At 53.9% G+C, this 19,673-nt stretch carries 13 protein-coding genes; 10 read left to right on the forward strand and 3 right to left on the reverse strand.

Annotation, left to right across the window (positions count from 1 at the left end):
- Positions 1–959 precede the first annotated feature (959 nt).
- Entirely contained in the window at positions 960–2,306 is a 1,347-nt protein-coding gene (locus ACH9L7_RS19490; protein WP_008322119.1) for an orc1/cdc6 family replication initiation protein, read from the forward strand.
- Between the two features lie 244 nt (positions 2,307–2,550).
- On the opposite strand, the gene ACH9L7_RS19495 is transcribed toward ACH9L7_RS19490, so the two are convergent.
- On the reverse strand, positions 2,551–2,874 hold the full coding sequence (locus tag ACH9L7_RS19495; RefSeq protein ID WP_396613987.1) for a hypothetical protein: 324 nt from the start codon (positions 2,872–2,874) through the stop codon (positions 2,551–2,553).
- 641 nt (positions 2,875–3,515) lie between these two features.
- Positions 3,516–4,064 carry a hypothetical protein gene (locus ACH9L7_RS19500; protein ID WP_115820209.1) on the reverse strand — a complete coding sequence of 183 codons (549 nt, stop codon included), beginning with the start codon at positions 4,062–4,064 and terminating at the stop codon, positions 3,516–3,518.
- Between the two features lie 129 nt (positions 4,065–4,193).
- Between ACH9L7_RS19500 and ACH9L7_RS19505 the strand changes: the two genes are divergently transcribed.
- Positions 4,194–4,604, forward strand: a complete 411-nt coding sequence (locus ACH9L7_RS19505; RefSeq protein WP_115820136.1) for a MarR family transcriptional regulator — start codon at positions 4,194–4,196, stop codon at positions 4,602–4,604.
- A gap of 109 nt (positions 4,605–4,713) precedes the next feature.
- Here the strand turns inward: ACH9L7_RS19505 and ACH9L7_RS19510 are convergent, their stop codons facing one another.
- Positions 4,714–5,094, reverse strand: a complete 381-nt coding sequence (locus ACH9L7_RS19510) for a MarR family transcriptional regulator (RefSeq protein WP_396613988.1) — start codon at positions 5,092–5,094, stop codon at positions 4,714–4,716.
- A 1,023-nt stretch (positions 5,095–6,117) separates the two neighbouring features.
- Between ACH9L7_RS19510 and ACH9L7_RS19515 the strand changes: the two genes are divergently transcribed.
- From ACH9L7_RS19515 to ACH9L7_RS19550, 8 genes are all read left to right on the forward strand, one after another.
- Positions 6,118–6,540, forward strand: coding sequence for a hypothetical protein (locus ACH9L7_RS19515; RefSeq protein WP_396614018.1), 423 nt, complete (start codon positions 6,118–6,120; stop codon positions 6,538–6,540).
- A 30-nt stretch (positions 6,541–6,570) separates the two neighbouring features.
- Entirely contained in the window at positions 6,571–8,313 is a 1,743-nt protein-coding gene (locus ACH9L7_RS19520) for a hypothetical protein (RefSeq protein WP_396613989.1), read from the forward strand.
- Positions 8,310–9,152 carry a hypothetical protein gene (locus tag ACH9L7_RS19525; protein WP_396613990.1) on the forward strand — a complete coding sequence of 281 codons (843 nt, stop codon included), beginning with the start codon at positions 8,310–8,312 and terminating at the stop codon, positions 9,150–9,152. The genes ACH9L7_RS19520 and ACH9L7_RS19525 overlap by 4 nt, the downstream gene beginning before the upstream one ends.
- A 2-nt stretch (positions 9,153–9,154) precedes the next feature.
- Positions 9,155–10,222: a hypothetical protein gene (locus ACH9L7_RS19530; protein ID WP_396613991.1), complete on the forward strand. Its 1,068-nt coding sequence runs from the start codon at positions 9,155–9,157 to the stop codon at positions 10,220–10,222.
- A 6-nt stretch (positions 10,223–10,228) separates the two neighbouring features.
- A complete protein-coding gene (locus ACH9L7_RS19535) occupies positions 10,229–11,338 on the forward strand; it encodes a hypothetical protein (protein WP_396613992.1) in 1,110 nt (369 codons plus the stop codon).
- Positions 11,331–13,532 carry a VirB4 family type IV secretion system protein gene (locus tag ACH9L7_RS19540; protein WP_396613993.1) on the forward strand — a complete coding sequence of 734 codons (2,202 nt, stop codon included), beginning with the start codon at positions 11,331–11,333 and terminating at the stop codon, positions 13,530–13,532. The genes ACH9L7_RS19535 and ACH9L7_RS19540 overlap by 8 nt, the downstream gene beginning before the upstream one ends.
- Positions 13,519–17,700, forward strand: a complete 4,182-nt coding sequence (locus ACH9L7_RS19545; protein WP_396613994.1) for a conjugal transfer protein — start codon at positions 13,519–13,521, stop codon at positions 17,698–17,700. The genes ACH9L7_RS19540 and ACH9L7_RS19545 overlap by 14 nt, the downstream gene beginning before the upstream one ends.
- Before the next feature lie 343 nt (positions 17,701–18,043).
- Positions 18,044–19,300, forward strand: a complete 1,257-nt coding sequence (locus ACH9L7_RS19550; RefSeq protein WP_396613995.1) for a hypothetical protein — start codon at positions 18,044–18,046, stop codon at positions 19,298–19,300.
- Positions 19,301–19,673 lie beyond the last annotated feature (373 nt).

The following is a 19,673-nucleotide window of genomic DNA, read 5'->3' on the forward strand; positions in this document are numbered from 1 at the left end:
ACAGATCGTACAGTTCACCTCTAATCCCCCAGATTCCCATTCTGTTTCACTCTGGACGAGGGGTGGTCAAATATTGGCATCCATCCGATTTACAGTCTTGATGAGGGGTGTGTCTTCATCGAAACCATCTGCAAGGGAAGAGCATCTTTCACTCTCGGTCACTTCATTCATTGCCTACTGCGAGAGAAGGATGAGCAAGTCGCTTGTTGCCCTTCACGTCACAGAACTGCCCGCGAGTTACAGACTCACGTTAAAATCGGAACCCCCACACCCCGTGTGCGAAATGAAATCCAGAAAAAGATGAGAGGGGTAATTGGCAAGAGAAGATGGAAGACGAGCAAAGCAGACGATTTTGTGCGAGAGAGAAGTCGAGAAGACGAAATTAGAGAACGTCTATGTCTAGAGAAATTTTTATATAGATACCTTGTCAACTGAGTCCGTAATGGGGTTAGAGTCGGCTAAAACAAAACAGTTTGTTTTGTGATAGAACTGCTTCCCTCGCAATACATCCGTTCTATACACAGTGCTGTTCTTCCGTGTATACGTCCTCTCACAGCTTCTACCATCTATTCTGTCGTTGTTTCTCCGCCCACACTTGCCAACCTCCTCTCTAAATTCATCTCGCACACGGGGTGTGGGGGTACATTTGCCTCGTCTTTGAGGGCTTCAGTGTGATTTGTTGGTTAAGTCGCCAACATTATCCAACCATTTCCCACGTTCGATTTTCATCTCGCACACGGAGGGGGGTTCGATAGAATTTGATTGAGTCGGACCGACTTCTTCGACATACCTGATTTCATCTTGCACACGGGGTGTCTCTGGGGAATTGATTTCGCCCACGGTCAACCGACATTTCCAACCACCCCATTTGAAATCGTCTCTATCGACTGAATTCACTGAATTTAATCTCGCACACGGTCTCCCATATCTATTTATACCTTCGACGTAATCCCGCAAATATGGCTGACGGTGACGATCAACAATCTCTCTCAGAATCTATCAAAGGCCGTCTTCAACAGGGGGTTCAGAATTCTGTCTTTCGAGACAAAGGGCTTCTCGACCCTGATGCTGTCATCGACGAGGACAGGATCGTCGGTCGCGATGACCAGCTAGATGATATAATCACCTACCTTCGACCGGCGCTACAGGGCAATCGGCCTCCAAATATGCTGCTCTATGGTCCATCGGGCACCGGAAAGTCGCTCATCATCAACGCAGTCTGCCAGCAAGTACTCGAACTCGCGAACTCACAAGGTGACCGCTTTGGCGTCATCAAAATCAACTGCCAGACAATCAAATCTCATGACCGTGCTGTGTATCGCTTGGCCAAGAACGCAGCTGACGAAGCTGGTGTTGACGTCAACATCCCACAGAGTGGCATCTCGACAGACCAGAAGCTCAATCGGTTCTACGAGATTTTGAGCAACAATTTCGACTCGGTTATCGTCATTCTCGACGAGGTCGACCTCTTAGTTGGTCGACAACGAGATCCGAACGACGAACCGGCCTATTCGAAACTGCTCTACCAGCTGTCGCGCGCTTCTCAACTCGGTCGGATTGAGGGGCACGTGTCCGTCGCTGCACTCACGAACGATCCTCGGTTTATGGAGGACCTGGACGGGCGAGCCGAGAGTTCATTTAACCCGCAAGACGTCGTCTTCCCTGACTACGACGCGAATCAACTCCAGTCGATTCTTGAAAGACGTCGTGACGCATTTCAAGACGATGTCCTCGAGGACGGTATTATTCCGCTCAGTGCAGCATTCGCTGCCCAGGACCACGGGGACGCTCGAAAAGCAATCGATCTATTCAGAAAGGCCGGTGAGATTGCGGATCGCGCGGGTGAAGATACGATTCGTGAAGACCACGTTCGCGACGCCCAGACAGAAGCCGAAAGGGACCGCACGTTAACCCAGATGCAGGGGCTGTCAACGCAAAAGAAGCTCTCACTCTACGCAACCGCTATCGTCCCTGTGTATTCCCAGCGCAACCTGAACGCCGTTCCAAGTACGGTTGCGTACCGCGTCTATCAGTATCTCACTGACCTGTTGGACGCTGACGAAAAGTCGCGCGACTCCTATCTACGGTATATGAGTGAAGCTGAAACCTACAACTTCGTCACATCGGCGAAACGAGGACGAGGTTATGGGAGCGGGGTTCACAAGGAGTACACTTTCGTCGACGACCCAGAAGTGGTTGCCGAGACACTTCAGGCCGATTTCCGACTCGAAGAGGTCGAACAAGAAGGAGACCTTATCAAATCTGTTGTCAATGCTCAGATAACGGATTTCTTTGAAGGAAAATAACACGAAAAGACGGCGACGACGGCGTCGAATTCATTTCGCACACGGTGTGTGGGGTTTCCCTGACGAATAGTTTGATTTACTAGATGTGTATGACATTCATATGCAAAATTTCATTTCGCACATGGGGTGTCGCCCCTCTCAACCTGTCATTCGATTCATCTCTCACACGGGGTCCACGGGTTTTGAGAAAATTCACTTCGCACACGGGGTGTGGTGGCCCTTGATCTCATGGAAGTTGCCCTTCCTATTCACCGGAATTGACTGGTCCTTTATACTTAGACTTGATTTTGTCTCCCTCTCTCCACTGCCAGTAGTAGTAGCGGTTGTCGTTGATTTCTTTGATGGTGATTGTCGCCTTCGTGGGGACATCGTCTGGAAGGTCGTTCGACCGTTCTTCGAGTTCACTCTTCGGTGGCTCTTCCTCAAGACGAGCCTCGCGCTCCTTGTGCTCGGCCAGTTCTTCGGCATAGCGGGCAACGTCTCGAAGACTGTTCGGCGATAAGTTATTCAGGGCGTCGACGACTTCTGTGGAGAGGCTCGTCGGCGGCGTCGGTGGTTCGTAGGACATCGGCAGCTGCCTCGTGTTAACCAACACAAGGGCTAATCAAAAATTTTGTTGGTTAAACTGCTGATGCCGACTTCCCGTTTTCCTCTGGTTGTAACGCTACTCGAAACTGGTATATCAACAAGTTTCGCGCTACGTTACACATGCTGCGAGGAATCGACCAACATCCGGACGCAAGCCTAGACTTCCTCGTGAACAAGTAGCGCCAGTTCGTCACTCTGGTCGGACGACCTCGTCGCAGGAATAGCACTCAGCGAAAACGCCAGTTGACCCATCGCCATCTTCGAACTCAATTATCGACTGGTATGCCTCAATCTCTTCACCGCAATCAGGACATCGACCAAGCGTCGTCGAATCATTCGTCATGGGGAGATTGTGGAGACGCATGTGACACAGTCTGTCTCCAGTAGTGTCCACACGGTGCCACAGCAAAGTTGTTTGGTCGATTCGAGTGCCACCGAGAATAATTGGTGAACCATTCGGATACTTGCACCTCAGACTTCCAAGAGCTGTGAGTTACACGTTATTGGCTATGTCATCTAAACCAAACAGCCGCAAGTCATCTCGCTTTGCAACTGCTTCTCGGACAGTTTGCGTCGCCCTGCTCCGAGTAATTCGGTCGAGAATGGTGATTCCGTTCCTCGTCACGGGAGTTCCTTGGTCACGTCAACAAGGTCCTCTTCGGTCCACCATCGGTACAGTCGACCTTCCTGTTCGAACAGTTCGAAGACGCCGTCCTGCATCCATCCGAACGGATGCTCCTCGTCTTCATACTCCCGCTTGAGGACGTGGCTCTTCGAGAAGTATTCAGTCGTACCAACGAGTAGTCCCTGTTCGACAAGGAAGTCGCTCGGGTCCTTCTCAGCGACACCAACAAGATACGTTACGATATCGGCAATCAGGCAGAACTTCTGGATGCTATTATCCCACTCGCCCCGAATATCGACCATCCGGAAGGCGTACGCGTCAGTGCGTCGGTTGAGACGGTCAACTACGAGGTTCAGCCGACGAATTGGTTCCCGGTCGTAGTTCCCGAGTACGAAGTACGAACGGTCGTTCTCGTAGACAGGTGTCAACTCGCTCAGTGCGTGGAGGATTTCTTCGTTGTCCGCCAGTGAGATCTCTTCCTCATCGAGTTGCTCCTTCGCACTCGTGAGGACCTCTTCAGGGACGGGCGACTCCTCATCGGGCATATATGGTTCCTCTCTCGGACGAGTAATACGGTTTATGGAGTAATTTACTCATTCAGATCCATTTTGGTTTACCTCAGAGTGATTTACTCAAGGGTAAACTACTTTGCGTCAGAGTGTGAACTGTGATGTATGAGTACCGATCTGGGAACTGCTGGCGGGGAGAGGTCCCGTGAACTCATCCATTTCGTCACCCAGCAGACGCGGTTCGCGCTCGTCAATAACATCCTGCAGCATCCCAAGCAGCTGCCTTCGATGTACGAACTCGAGGAGCTCAACCCCAGCGTCAGCGATGCCACCGTCTACAAGCACATCCAGAAGTTGATCGACGCCGGCATCGTCAAAGAAGTCGCACTCGACGACGACCAGCGCCGACAGGGCTATCCCTGGAAGTTCTACGGCCTGACCGAGGACGGTCGAACATTCCTTGAGGAACACAATCTGCTCGCCGCTGAGGAGACGCTCCAGCAGATCTACGAGACCATCTCCGACAAACCCGAGAAGATGGTCAAGTACGAGAACGCGCCCCGTCCAGAAGTCTAGTAGGGTGGATGTCGAAACGGAAAACTGGTGTTCATCGAGTAATCCCTCATAGTAGCAAGTTCTATGACTTACAATGGAAATTCGGTGTGCTCTGGCGCTGAAAACAGCCTCAACTACTTCCAACGCCAAGGTCGTACTCAACGTGGATTTTGCTGTACCAGACAACCGGCCGCTTTGATTGGCCATCCTGCTTAAACTCGACAAGTCCGAGTTGAGCGAGGTCGCTGATAGCGTTCGAGACGCTCTTGATGTCACGATCGACGAGACGCGCGAGTTCACGGAGACTCTGCGGCTCTTTGCGGGCAGTAGTTCGGATGAGCTCGAGATTATTCTCGCTTAGGACACGTGCAAGTGTAGTCTCGTCTTGAAGTGAGACGCCAGTGTGGCCATCAGTCAGTTCACCAGCGTCGACTTTCGCTCCGGCTTCGAGTGCACGGTCGAAGAACTCGTCGTTCGATTCGACGCGGACGGTGAGTGTGTTTTCGGTCATGGTTTGTTGGTGTAGATAACCGTTACTGGTTTTTGGTGTGTTTCTATAGGCGGAACAGAGAGAGTGATCGGGGGTCGACCCCGAGGAAGTTTCACCTCAGGGAATAGAATTTCTTCGACGGTATCCCCCCTCGTGTCGTTCGTGTACACCGTGATGGTTTTCGTAGCGAACGATAGGATCGTCACCTCCCTTCCGACCGTAGTGAAGCCCGTATTTGACACCCCCTGCAAGTTAACCGATTCAGGAAAGCTGAGGATACGAATCTGATTATTTGTTGTCAATCATGGGTACACGACTATTCGTTTTCGTCGTTTCTCGCCAAGAGCGATAGCACACACCACTTTGCATGGGCTTTGAGGAAGACATGTATTGTAAGGACTGTAAGCCTTGTACATGAGCACCGAAAAGCGTATCCCTGTCACCGAAGAGCGATGACGGGAACTCACGGAAATGAGGAAGCTGGGCAAACCTACGACGAGCTCCTCCACGAGATGATTCAAGAATATAAGGAGCATCGATTGGCGGAAATGGTACGTGAGAAGCGCAAGATTGGGGTGGATGTCGACGACTGGTGATTGCGCACCCGAACACATACGGAATCTTCTATACGGTTCAACGGAGAGTAACACGGGTCACTCGACCCGTGATTGCTGACTGGGTGTCTAGTACTGTTCTGATTCAGTAGAACAAACATGGTGGATCAGGTTTGGCCTCTTATTCACTCCGGGTTCGCGTCGAAGAACAGATGAAATGTGGTGTGTGACCTTCGAAACTCCTGACCGAATGTCGACATCACAGTAGTACGCTAATTTCACATGGGTCGAATAAGGGGGGAATCCGAGCCGGGTTTGGCTCTGTGATCTCCGTGACGCATGCCAATTAACTCTTGTATTTAAATCTAGAAAAATTCTAGATATTAGTATTCTATCTACAATTTTCTTAACCAACAGAATTTAATCGTTGCCTGAATTCAACATTGTTGAGAATCGGGCCTTGGGATAGGCTCGTAAAATTTCGATGTACATGTTCAAATCAGACAACAACGCTCCCAATACAGTTTCAAGTTCAACTCAAGAACCGACTCGGTTTGGTTCGGCTCGCCGCGTCATCGCGACGACTGCCATCTTGAGCATAGTTTTGCTCGCACAACCTGCCGCAGCACAGCAGGGTGTCATCTGCAGTGCAGACAAACTCCCCGGGATGATCGAGGGCTTCTTCCAGATAAGCACCACTCTCGGTATTATTGGACTCGTCATTGTCTGGCAGGCCGACTCCCTTGCCGAGGTATTCACGATGAGTCACGACCAAAAGAAGAGCCTCAAGCGCCACAAACTCGCAGCGTTGAAATCCGCGCTCATCCTCGCCGTGCTCGGACCGCTGTACACGGTTGTTGGCTCGATGTTGGGGCTACCGATGGCCCAGTGTGTTGACCTCGCACCCTGGTAACTCGGAGATACACTTCCCCGAATTGCTCTGATGCGTACTGATGTGTGGTCCGTTGTGGTTGCTTGCCTTCTCGTAGTGAGTAGCATCGCGGGGCTTGTGACTGCAACCCCACCACGTCCGGGAACAGAAGACAACGGATTGACCGAGAACGAATCGGCGACGCTGTGGTCTCGTGACTCTGACGACTACATGAACGAGACCGAGTACCGCCAACGTTACGGCGAGAACCGAACTGCAATCCACCAACTCGCAAACGGCACGGACATCACGTTCACACGCCCGCCGGCAACCGCAGCGACGTGGACACGCAATGATTTCGGTGACTTGGAAGCCGGCGATTCACAGACGTCGCTGCACCCAGAGCACGCTTCTCTCGATGATGGCGTCTTCATCGAGGACGCACACGCGACACTATTCGCTGTCCACCCGTCCACGCGGGGACATCTCGAAGCAGGCGACACGCCGCTTTACGTCGCTCCCGACGGCACTGTTCGTGGATTCGTCGATTATCGTGTTCGCATCCCGAACGGGGGCCAATCGAACAACTCGGATGTCTCGTGGTCACTCGTCGACGACGAAATCACAGACGTTCGGCTGAAAGCAGGTGACGAAGTCGTCGCCCAGTCTTCGGGAACTCATACGCCCGAACTCGACTACCAACTCGACGAGGCGTGGAGTACGGCGCTCACACTCGAAGCCGACATCGAAGTCCAACTTGAGAAGACGACCGAGACAGCAATCGGCAACCGAACCCAGACAGAGGTCACGTACCCGGGTGAGACGATTACTGTCTCTGATTCGGTCGACGTAGAAGTTTACAATCTGCGGGCGTACTCCTACTACGCCGAGTATCCCAATGGTGACACTGGCGTTGCCATCTTCCAGTCACGGCCATGGCAGGGGTACACGCTCACCGAGGATGGTGAGTCGAGTGTTCGGGGAGTCTGGCGCTTTTACACCGCTCGTGACCCTCGATGGGACTCTCTCGTTCGAGCAACTGAGTCGAACGAGACGGAAGTTGCTTCGGATGCCCTTCCGGTGTATGTCCACGCGTATCCGTCACGAATTGGCCCACGGACTGAACCAATTCGTAATGGACCGACAATAATCGATTCGTGGGGCCAAGAGCGCACGAGTCCACAGTCCACTATTGCAGATACTGTCTCTGTCGAAGTCGTCGATCAGTCGTACACGCCCACCTACGGCCTAGCTGTTCGGACAGACGAAGTCGACCGTGATGCACTTCGTGTTGCAGGCATCGTCCGTGGCATCAATGCCACCCCCTCCGTCTCAGACGTTGGTGGTGGTCCAGAGCGTGACCTCCGTGAAAGCCGGCTGACTGCTGAGGTAATCGACCAGACGAACGACCAAGCAACAATCCGAGTTGAGCTTCGGGACAACGAGACGGGTACACCGATTGACCTCACAGCTGACGTACGCCAGGGAACACTCAATGGCGAACCCGGGGGTGGGCACATCACGATTGCCGACCAGCGAGTTCGGACGAACGAGTCTGGCGTTGCGGTCGTGACGGTTGACCAACCGGGATTCTACACAGCACGCTACCACCCCAGTACGTGGCTTGTGGCTAACCCCGCGTATGTTTCTGATACGGACACTGCCCGATGGCACCCACTCGGAACACTCGATGGGTGGTTTGCGTTATTCGTCGAGGTCGGTTGGCAATTCATCCCGTTCGCAGTGATGTTCTACGCCGGAAAGCGCGTCCTCCGATTCTTCGGACCACGAGATGATTCTGAACGATATCCATGAACCGAGATCAATCACATTTCAATAGACGTACCGTCCTCCAAACTGCAGCAGGTCTTTCACTCGCTAGTCTTGCTGGCTGTCTCAACGGCAGTGGTGATGCCAGTGATGGGACTACCACCGCGAATGACGATTCTGACGGCCAGGGAGTCCTGAACCGAGTCGCTCTCGAGGGAACCTCACTTGTTGTTGAGCTTGGTTCTGAGGCTGACGTAGAGCAGGTCAATCTCATTCAACCGAATGGCGAGTTGTTCGGACGACGCGAGGTTGCTGCCGGTGTTCGACAGGTTTCATTCGAGATTGGGACTGCGTACGACCCCGGCGAATACCGTGTGTTAGCAGTACAGGGTGAGGACACTGTCGACGAGACGAGTCTTGAGGTTCGCCCCGAACTCGAGATTGTGGATGTTGGCCTCTTCAGAAACAATCCCGACAAGCCGTGGGACGAGATCTACGGTGAGAGTGAGACGAATCGAATCAAAGACAGTGAAGCGTTTGTTTCAGTCCACAATTCTGGAACTGGCCCAGACGCGGTAATCTCACTTCGTTTCTCGGGTGATGTGCCTAACCCAGTTGAGAATCCACGGAATGAGGGTCTCTATGAAGTTGATGAGGTAGTCATCCCGGCTGGCGAGACCAGAGATGTGTACAGTAATTCTCTGCCATTTAGTGCAAAGATTGGAGACGATGCTATGGGCTGCAGTGTGGACACGAACGCTGGCACGTTTTCTGCCCACGTTGGTTCCCGAGTTTCTGGTGACGAGTTATCGAAGGAATTCAATATCGAATATTCTGGCTCGGACACCATGACCGACTGCAAGGTCACAATCAACGAGGTCTAATCATGGTTGACTTGATAGATGTCGTTTTAGAGGGCTTCAAAGACGTCATTGAGTGGCTCACGAGTTTGTTCGTTGATGGCGTTAAAACCGGTTACAATACTCTCTCTGCCGAACTATTCGGCACACCAACCCCAGAGACGAACGGTGCGTTTGTGTTCGGCACCCCGTTGAACAGTCCCTGGATTCAGATTCGGGAAGCACTTGTTGGTGGTGAGATCATGCTCATCGCATTGTTGCTTCTCGTGATGAGCGTCCAGGGTCGACACGTGATTCGTATTTTCAATATGGGGAGTACCTATGAGGCCCGAAAAACGAAGAAGAATGCCTGGACTGGTGCGGTTTTCATCATATCGTGGTACTGGGTTGGTGCCATCTCTCTGTATCTTGTAGACGGGTTTACGATTGCTCTCTTTCCATCCCTCACAACTCTGTCGAGGGTGATGGTCGGGTCCCTGAGCACAATCAGTCTAAACCCTGTACTGGGACTCCTGCTTGCAGCAATCGGTGGAATCTCGATGTGGGCAATCGAGGCCCTCTTCTTCATTCGAGAAATCTTGCTGTACGTCTACGTCTATGGGATGCCGATTGCCATCGCGCTCGGGTACGGAAACATCCCCGTTCTCTCTGACATCGCGACCGGCTTTGCAAAACGATTCGTTCCATTAGTCGCCCTCCCACTCCCGGCAGCAGTCGTGTTCAAAGGCTACGACCTGCTATTCGCTAGCGGGACGTTCTCGCCAGCGACTGCATTTCTTCAATATCTCGTCGCCGTCTCACTCCCCGTCATTGCACTCTACCTGACGTGGAAGACGTTCTCCTACGCAACGCCCCTGACTGCGAAGGCCATTGGAACGGCCAGCAGAGGCGCAGTGGTCGTTGGAAGCGTCGCGACTGGTGCCTACGTCGGAGGCGCTGGAGTCGCCACAACCGCCGCTCGCTGGGGTCCCAAGGCAGCCGCTGGCCATACAATTGCACAGAAAGCGGCCGCTCGGACTGAAGACGGCTCAGACACCCAGAACACAACCTCGTATCGTCGAACCGAGAACGACCCGCACAACTACAATTCCTAATTCATCATGTCGACAGATTCAGACGCAGCAGCACGCCGTATCATGGACCAATTCGGTGAGGAGAGCCGCATTCCATTCCTCAATGTCGAGGAGGGAGACGTCGGCGTCCTCATCGCCTTCCCACTCGTGGGGCTGTTCATCGCCGGCCTCCTCGGAATCGACTCACTCTCACTCCCACTCATCGCTGGAGGACTTGGACTGGGTGCAGCTATCGTGTACGTCGCTCCTGGCCACCTCAATGCGTGGACGTGGGCGAAGGACGTGTATCGGTATGCGAAGCGACCGCGTCGAACGTTCAGCGCAGCCGAATCGGAGGGTAACTCTGCTCGAAACGATGGTGGCCTCGCGAACTACACCCCGTTCACTCCCGATGAGCGAACACAGGACCTCACCAACGTTGAACGGGCGTGGCCCGGTGCAGGTGCCATACAGCGATCGGACGGTGCTATGGAGGCGTTCATCGAAATCAACCCCGGAAACATGGATTTCGCCATGTCCGATGATTGGGCCGGGCTGCAGGAAGCTGGTGCCGAGTTCGCGAATAAAGAACTCGACTCGAAGCTCAAGTTCCACGCGACGACACGGTCGTTCCCGGTCGAGCAACTCACCGAAAACATCGAACAGCGTCTTTCTGACGAAGACGTCTCTCGAAACCCAATCTTCCGCGAACTCCTCGAAGAGTACCGAGAGAGGCGTCCACGGGCGATGCGAGAGCGTGGGACCCAACAGATTCGCTTCTTTATCGGTGTCGAAGCGTCCCCGCTCGAAGTCTATGACCGTTCCGACGACGAGCGAACCCCTGCAGAGAAGTTGACCGATCTCCCCGTCATTGGGTTCCTGTTCAATCCATTCGTCACTCGCCGCGAAGACCTCTCAGAAGCCGAACAACGTGCTCGTATGTTTGAAACGCTCGATAGCAAGATTGCGAGTATCGAGTCGGGATTCATCCAGCAGGCATCGGGATGGTCCGCTCGTCGACTCAGCACTGTCGAGTTGTTCGTGTTGACGATGGACTTCTGGAACGGCCACGAGCACGACTACGACAACCCCAAGCGAGTGATTCGAGACCAACCGATTATCGGGAGTTCTCGCCGGGAGGATGGTTTCGATGCGTAGTTTCACCCTCCAGACCGAGAGTGAACTCATCAGCCAGACCCTCGAATGGCTTCAACAACCGACGTCGCCGGTGGGTGCGATGCTCTATGCCGCTGGGTTACTCACAGTCGGTCTGATCGGCATCCTCGCGTGGAAACGCCGCAACACTGAGGAAGAGCCTGAAGTTGACTTCTCGGATGTGCTTGACGAGGAGACACTGGAGACGGGCCACGGCGAGGGGCAACTCCTCGATGACATCGCAGAATCGCACAAGACGACGATTGCACCCGCCGCTGTCGAGTGGGAAACCCGTGCAGCCCATGTCGGCGAGCAGTGGACAACGACGCTCTCCATTACCGACTACCCGGACTACCCGAACGACGGCTACCTCAGCGACCTGTTCCAACTGACAGACGTCGAGTTCGATCTCACAGCCCACATCCGGCCAAAGAACCAGCGGCGTGCTCTGAACGAACTCCAAGACATCGCTGATGACCTCCAGGTCGACGCTGACCTCGAAAAGAGTGTTCGAAGTGGCTACCTCCAACAGCGCGCGAACCAAGCCGCTGCGACGTACAACGCTGTTGAGAGTGGAACCAGTGTCTTCGACCAGGCGCTCTTCGTCACCGTTCGCGCTGACACACAGAATGAACTCCGTGACGCCGTCCAGAGTGTGAAGAGTGCACTCCGCGATGAGCCAGCCAGTCTCACACCAAAGACGGCCATCTGTAAACAGGATTTGGCAATACAATCTGCAGCACCGATCGGTGACAATGTCTTTGGCCGAGAGTCAATTGCCCTTGGTGGGGCTGTTGGAGCACTCCTTGCATCGCCACACAATGCAACGATTCTCGAAGAGGGCGGCGTCGAGTTCGGAATCCACAAAGACACGCATAGTCCGGTCGTCATTGACCCGTTCGCTCGTGACAACGGCTATGCGATGTTCACGGTGGGGGACACCGGCTCTGGGAAGTCTTTTGGGTCGAAGCAGAACTTCATCCGGTCTATCGAGCAGAGTAAGGACCGAATCGGAATCATCCTCGAACCGCTCAACAACTGGGCTGGTGTCGCTGAAGCACTCAACGCGAAGCGAATCACGGTTGGTGGGACACTCGGACTGAACCCCTTAGAGATTCGCCAGACTCCCGAGCACGTTCAGCGGGCGATGGGTGAGGATGCGAGTCCGTTCAACGAGAAACTCGACGACGCGATGAGTTTCCTGACGAACTACTTCGCACTCCGTGGCATCTCACTCGGTGACCGACGAACAACGCTCGAACTCGGTCTCAAGCGTTCGTACGAACGACAAGGAATCACTGACGACATTGCCACACACGGGAATTCGAGTCCGACTGTCCGTGATATGATGGACGTCTTCGAGGAGATGGTCGAATCGCCCGAAGAGTTCGTGGTTCGGACGGACGCCGAAGCGAGTAAACTTCGTGACGACGCAACGTGGCTTCTTGACCAGCTTCGACCCTTCGAAGACGAGGGTCGATATTCGAATCTCGGTAGAGCGTCGGACTTCAACATCCGTGACGAGAAGGTAATCTACCTTGATTTGGCCCAACAAGAGGGTAGCGTCAACAGCAGCACGGCGCTGACGATGCAACTCCTCATTTCGCTCGTCTATGAGCGGGCAAAAGAGACGGACAAGGAGGTTGTGTTCGTTATCGACGAAGCACGGTACATCATGCAGGACGCCGCGAGTCTAGCGTTCTTGGAGACGGTGTTCCGTCACCACCGCCACCACAATCTCTCAATTCGGTTAGTCACACAGACGGTCGACGAGTTCTTCGAGCACACAGAGTCCGAAGCGATCCTCGACCAGTGTGCAGTCAAGCAGTTCCACCATCTTGATGGGATGGACGAAACGTGGGCTAAGGAGTTCGGACTGAATTACGCCCAGATGCGCTTCGTCCAGGATGCAATTCCCGGGAATGAGGATGCTGGCTATTCTGAGGCACTCGTCGGCGTCGACGGCGAGTGGCGTGGAATCCGTGTTGAGGCGATGCCCAAAGAGAAACAAGTCATCGACTTCGACCCAACCGAGTCGTCTGCTGAGTCGCTTCCGGGTGCTGGGGGCGACACGGCTGACCCAGAGGTGCAGGCACTCCGTGAAAAACTACGAGACAGCTCTCTTTCGAGTGAACACACCACTGTTTCCGCTAAAACTGACGGTGGTTCTCAGGGGGTGACCCATGACGAAGCGTGAGTATCTTCGCGTCACACCGACGTCCGAAGAACTCGGGACCAACGGTATTGTCGAGGTTCTCAGCAGTCTTCACAAGCTATCGACGACCTCGGAGACCGGACTGCTTGGCAAGTTGAATCTACTCAACTCCTCTGAGCCACCACGCTTCGAATTCCTCGCGATAAGTGAAGGAATCGATAGGCCAGTCGAGTTCTACTACGGGGCAACTGAGCACCTCGACACGCTTGAGTCGCGGCTTCTGTCGATTTACCCCTCGACGTTCGACATCGAGCGTACGGAACTGGACCCTGCGCAGAAACTCATCCCTGAGCGGAAGTACACTCGCGAAGAATTCGAGGAAGCACTCGAAGCCGGGAAGCTATGGGATGAGTTTGACGAGCATGATGAAGATGATGACTTGGCAGAGTCCGATGAACAGGAGCACGAGGTGGACTCAGACCCAGTTTATGCTCGCCCGTCGATAGACCAACTCCGGCCAGTCGGCGTCCAGTGGCGGGGGACTGCCGAGAGAAAGCGGGATTGGATGACGACGCTCGTTCCGTTCACGAAGGCGACTGCAGGAGAGGACGCAGGTGCCGAAATCACGATTACACCGTTAGCGACACTTATCGACCACTTGAGCGACTTCGAACATCCAATCGGATTTCAGGTTGTCTTCGAGCGTCGTCCTGAATGGAAAGCAGATGCCGAACTGCGCGTCGAAGATCTCAAAGATGGACGAGACACATTCGGGCAGCGATACATCGGCCCGATTTTCGAATTCGACGATTACGAACACGAAGACAGACGCCATCGTCGAGAACGCAACCTACCAGACAGCGTCCAAGACCGTATTGACCGAATTACTGCGAAGCGTCCAAAGCAGACCTATTCAGTCAACCTTCGGACGGTCGCTGTTCCACCAACTGACGCTGATACCGGTGATGTGGCTTCGAAAATCGGGTCAATTCTCCCAGTGTTCGACCCACTGGACGGGCCGTTCTACGGCCTCGATGGACAGCGAATCAACGAACAGGGGTGGCGTCAGAAAACGAAGCAAAAGAACGCCCGCAAACACCTCTGGAATCTTCTGGACCGAGAGTTAGAGACAGGTCGTGGGAAGACACGCCCAGACCTCATCCTGAACGCCGACGAGTTAGCGAACTTCTTGCTTGTTCCGTCGAGTGACCAACTCAGCGTGGAGGGCGCTCGGGGGACTCGTGCTGAACAACAGAGTCGCAATCCACTCCCACGCCCTCATCAGGACCTCATGCAAGAGTTCCGTGATGGGATGGCGATTGGATATGCGCTAGATGAGAACGGCGACCCCGAAGACGTCCCGACGTGCATCCCACCAAATCTGTTGCCAACTCACTACGGCCGATTTGGGACTACTGGTGCAGGGAAATCGAAGGCTTTCATCAACGAAATTCTCTCGCTCCACGAGAATACCGAAGGACCAGTCATCGTCGTCGAACCGAAAGGCGACGGAATGGCCGAGAACTACATGCGAGCACACGCTCGGCGCTTCGGAACAACTGACCTCGAAGAGAATGTGATTCATTTTCCAATGCCAGACGTGCTCCCTGGGTTCTCGTTTTTCGACCTTGGCCCTGCCCTCGAAAATGGAAGACGTCGTGAAGATGCGGTCCAGCGGAAAGCAGAGCACTACGAAGAAATCCTAAAACTCGTCGTGGGCAGAGAGCGCTACGAGAGAGCGGTCGTCTCTCCGACGTTGATTCGGACGCTGATCAAGGCGCTATTCGATGAAGAACACGGTCGTGAGAATGGACTGTATCGAGAATCGGCTGACTACTTTGCACATCGCCAGCTAGAGCACGCCGTTGATCAAGTCCTACAGGCAGGCCCGCCGAACCCGAATTTCGACGATCTCCCCCAATCGAGTGAGGAGAATGTGGCCCGAACGCTCCGACGGCAACTCCAGAAAGACCCGAGTTCGTTTTCAGCCGTAATGGATGGTGTTGGCCACAGACTCAACTACATCTCTGACCGCCCGTATCTCGCTCAAGTATTCAACAACACAGAGAATCGATTCGACTTCCGAGATGTCCTCGACGAGAACAAGATTATCTTGTTCGACCTTGGTGACCTTCGCGATGATGCGTCGCGTCTCATGACCGGTCTGATTCTCTCGAATCTCGATGATGCACTCAAAGAGCGGAAACGCGAGGTCAGCGAGTATCCCGATGACTATGTCGTTAATCTCCTCGTCGATGAAGCCTCCTCGGTCGTTGTCTCCGACTTGATGAACGATCTGTTAGAAAAGGGGCGGGGATTCCGACTCTCGGTCGGGCTGTCGATGCAGTACCCTGAGCAGATAGAGGCCGAAGGTGGCCGGAAAATCTACCTGAACGCTCTGAACAACATCGGAAGCTCACTTGTCGGCCAAATTAACGTCGACCGAGAACTCGCCCGAGCGATGGCCCACGAAGGGTTGGACCCTGGCGAGTTCTCCAACCGGATTCGGTCGCTCCCTCGTGGCGAGTGGATTGCGAACCTCCCCAGCCCCAAATTCGGTGAGACAGGACCGTATCCGTTCAGCATCAAACCACTGCCAATCCCTGCAGGGCATCCAGAAAGCGACTACCCACTTACTGAGCGAGAAGAAGAGCAATTCAAAGAGACGCTTTCATCGATGCATGAACACGCTGAGAACGAATTTGGCGTCTCCAACGAATCAGTCCCGAGTACACAGACGCCCGAAGAACTCCGAGAGGTTCTCACTGTCACCGATGCTGAGTTAGACGTCGTTCTCGCGAAGGTTGTTCGGAGTATCCAACTCCAACGAGATGTTCGTGAAGATAACGGGTGGGTTGCAGTCGAAGTAGTTGACGACGAACTTCGACGCTTGTTCGCCGAGGTCGAGGCCGACGTCCCATCGTACGACGAGTTAGCGAGTATCCGACAGCGCTCGCGACTACTCGAAACGACTGTCGATATCGACGCTGACGAAGTAATCATCCGGTTGAGTGAGGAGGGTGAAGATGTTTCGACGCCAGACACGGGTGACGTTCGGTCCGCTGGTGGAGACGACCACGATGCAGCACTCTTGGAGGTCGAAGAAGAACTCTCCAAACTCGGCTTCACCGTCTCGATATTGTCGCAGGACGGAAGCGAGAAGCCTGACGCACGAGCGACTCATCCCGAGTTAGAGGAGGCGTTCGCAATTGAGGTTGAGACGTCGACACCTGGAAAGCCCGCAAAGGTGCTCACAAACCTTCGGAAAGCGCAAGAAGAGGGTTCATTCCCTGTATTTGTTGTTCGACCTGGAGACACAGAGACGTACTGGGCAGAACGAGTCGAGAATATCCTTTCACCACCGGTTCGAGAACTCGCAAACGGTGAAACGTGGTTCTACACCTACGATTCGCCGCTCATGTTCAACGGCGGGGCGACCGAACAGGGCGGTGTCACCGCAGTTCGACCTGTGAACGGTGGTGACGACCAGAGACGTACTGTGTGGGCATTGGAGGATGATTCGATTGTTCTCCGGGATGGGTCCGGCACAGAGTATCTCCGAGTCTCCGAGCGGTCCTCGATTACGAAAGAACGCGTACCAGCAACGTACAGCTACGACCCTGCAGTCGACAAATACCTCGTGTATGGCCGTGGGGAAACACACGTCTACGAGTCTAAGGGTGCATTCGAGGCAGAATGGGTGAAAATCAAAGAGCCGTTCATCCCTGAAAATGAGTTGCTGAATCCAACGTTCGATACAGACGACTATGCTACTGTCATCCTCTCTGAAGACGATGAAGCAGTCGTCTACGATGGTGGTTCACAGAAGCCACTCGATTCGCTCCTTGAGAATGCCCATGCAGAAGACCTAGCCGAAACCAAAGAAAACAGGGAGCAATCCAAACCCCATTCGGACACCTCTTCAGAACCTACTCTGGAGCCCGGTTGGAAAGACGACCCAGACGCAGTTGTCGAACAATTCGTAACTGAATGGATAGTCGAAGACGAGCATAGTTCAGTCCCTGCCGCAGAGGTGTATTCGACGTATGAAATGTGGGCTGAGCAGCACCAAATCAGCCCTGATTCAAAGAGTTGGTTTAGCAGACGTCTCAATAATCAGATAGTGTTTGAGCGCTCCACTGAGCGCCGCAATGGCGAGGTTGTTCGCAGCTACAACGGCATTGCACTGGAGAATCTGAGTAAAAGGTGATGCACAGTCAAAACATGGTTTCTGGGGCCTCTGGTGTCGTTCTACCGCGTTTCTTTCCCCCGTTACGCCAACGGCGTCTACTCGTTCGTCAATATCTGCAAAAACGCAAGACTGCGGCGCGTTACGGCAAATCCGAGAATGGCGTTACATCTACTGGGTCTTCAGAAAATGCCGTACATCGCGTACAACCACGGAACGAGTCTTCTACTCGCAGATTTGAAAATCTGTTACGGCAAAAAACGACTAGTATAGGGTGGGGGGTGGCCGTCGTAGACGGGCGAGCAATTGCTCGGGAGATTTTATCGTGGCGCGAGAGGCGCGCAGCCACAACCGTGAATCGACAATGACGAAAGAAACTACCACATTCGTGACACAGGAGGATCTTCCACCAGAACTCGTCGAGCGAGACCAATGGGTATGCTGGCGAAGCGAGAAACGAGACGGGAAGCAAACGAAGATTCCGGTGATCCCTGGAGAAGGGTCATTCGCATCGTCGACGGACTCAGACACATGGTCAGATTTCAAAACATCACTCGACTTCGTGACCAATGGGAGAGCAGATGGAATCGGCTTTGTGTTCACCGCCGAGGACCCAATCGTCGGCGTCGACCTAGACGATTGTCGAGATCCAGAGACCGGCGACGTTGACGACGATGCACAGGACATCATCGACCGACTCGACTCTTACACGGAAATCTCACCCTCGGGAATAGGCTACCACGTGCTCATCAACGGAGACCTCCCCGAGGGTCGGAACCGACGTGGACATATCGAACTGTACGACACCGCTCGCTTCTTCACCGTCACTGGCGACCGCGTCGACAACACGCCTGGACAAGTCAAGAGACGACAGGACGCACTCGAAGCGATCCATCGCGAATACGTCCAACTCCACTCAGAGGAAGAAAAACCCGAACGTGACGAACATACGAGCGTCAGGGAGGTCGCCAAAACCACATCCGAAGTCGACCTCGAAGACAACGAGTTACTGAAGAAAGCAAAGAACGCCTCGAACGGCCCAAAATTCGAACGCCTGTGGAACGGGAACACCGCTGGCTACGACAGCAACTCGGAAGCAGACATGGCGCTGTGTTGTCTGCTGGCCTTCTGGACCGGGGGAGACACGACACAGATAGACACCTTGTTTCGACAGTCGGGACTCCTTCGAGAGAAATGGGACGAAGTTCATTACGCCGACGGATCGACGTACGGCGAGAAAACCATTGAGCGAGCGATTCAGGCGACGTCGGAGTACTACGACCCCAGTCCAAGAAACGAATCGACACAATCGAAGCTTGAAACCGAACCTGAGACCACCGACGTGGATACTGACGAACCTGGTCGTCGAAACGCCTATCTCCTTGAGAAGAACCAATTGTTGTCTACCCGTGTCAGCGAACTCGAAGCGACGATTGAACAGAAAGACGAGCGTATCGCAGAACTCGAAAGCCAGGTTAAGGACCTCAGTGCAGAGCCTTCGGGTCAGAGCGACGAGGACGATCGTGGACAGGGTCACCAAAGTAATGCCAGCGAAGACAACTCAGACAATACGTCGCTACTCGGCCGAACGAGACGCTTGTTCAGCGGAAACTCCGAGTAACATGTGATAGCCGTCATCGTTTTTTAGCCCCGTCAGGGGTGACGGGGCAACTTGTGCGCCCTAGAGACAACGTATGCATTCTGAGCAACAGCAACACTCACGTAGCAACGAGAGACCACTGAACAATTCGAACCAACCCAAGTCCCCGTGGTCAAATCTCCGACTGACTGTCCCAAATAACCGCCACCACACCTCCATTGTCGCGTTCGTCGAGTGTGTCCTCGTCGAACTTACTCACGAGGACGTCGGTGCAGAGTACGTCTCATCGAACGTGCGGGGAACAAAACGAACCCAGTTTATCGCAGCAGATGACGTTGCGGAGACGTTCTGCAAGCGCTATTACGACGAGCGTCTGGGGTGGCATGAGACGACA

Origin of the sequence: Haloferax sp. S1W (assembly GCF_044593955.1) — an archaeon.
GTDB lineage: Archaea > Halobacteriota > Halobacteria > Halobacteriales > Haloferacaceae > Haloferax.

What these genes read in the sequence shown, in the direction of transcription:
- ACH9L7_RS19525 (WP_396613990.1), top strand. Translation starts at nt 8,310, where the DNA reads ATGAACCGAGATCAATCACATTTCAATAGACGTACCGTCCTCCAAACT.
- ACH9L7_RS19520 (WP_396613989.1), top strand. Translation starts at nt 6,571, where the DNA reads ATGCGTACTGATGTGTGGTCCGTTGTGGTTGCTTGCCTTCTCGTAGTG.
- ACH9L7_RS19535 (WP_396613992.1), top strand. Translation starts at nt 10,229, where the DNA reads ATGTCGACAGATTCAGACGCAGCAGCACGCCGTATCATGGACCAATTC.
- ACH9L7_RS19530 (WP_396613991.1), top strand. Translation starts at nt 9,155, where the DNA reads ATGGTTGACTTGATAGATGTCGTTTTAGAGGGCTTCAAAGACGTCATT.
- ACH9L7_RS19545 (WP_396613994.1), top strand. Translation starts at nt 13,519, where the DNA reads ATGACGAAGCGTGAGTATCTTCGCGTCACACCGACGTCCGAAGAACTC.
- ACH9L7_RS19490 (WP_008322119.1), top strand. Translation starts at nt 960, where the DNA reads ATGGCTGACGGTGACGATCAACAATCTCTCTCAGAATCTATCAAAGGC.
- ACH9L7_RS19500 (WP_115820209.1), bottom strand. Translation starts at nt 4,064, where the DNA reads ATGCCCGATGAGGAGTCGCCCGTCCCTGAAGAGGTCCTCACGAGTGCG.
- ACH9L7_RS19515 (WP_396614018.1), top strand. Translation starts at nt 6,118, where the DNA reads ATGTTCAAATCAGACAACAACGCTCCCAATACAGTTTCAAGTTCAACT.
- ACH9L7_RS19550 (WP_396613995.1), top strand. Translation starts at nt 18,044, where the DNA reads ATGACGAAAGAAACTACCACATTCGTGACACAGGAGGATCTTCCACCA.
- ACH9L7_RS19495 (WP_396613987.1), bottom strand. Translation starts at nt 2,874, where the DNA reads ATGTCCTACGAACCACCGACGCCGCCGACGAGCCTCTCCACAGAAGTC.
- ACH9L7_RS19540 (WP_396613993.1), top strand. Translation starts at nt 11,331, where the DNA reads ATGCGTAGTTTCACCCTCCAGACCGAGAGTGAACTCATCAGCCAGACC.
- ACH9L7_RS19510 (WP_396613988.1), bottom strand. Translation starts at nt 5,094, where the DNA reads ATGACCGAAAACACACTCACCGTCCGCGTCGAATCGAACGACGAGTTC.
- ACH9L7_RS19505 (WP_115820136.1), top strand. Translation starts at nt 4,194, where the DNA reads ATGAGTACCGATCTGGGAACTGCTGGCGGGGAGAGGTCCCGTGAACTC.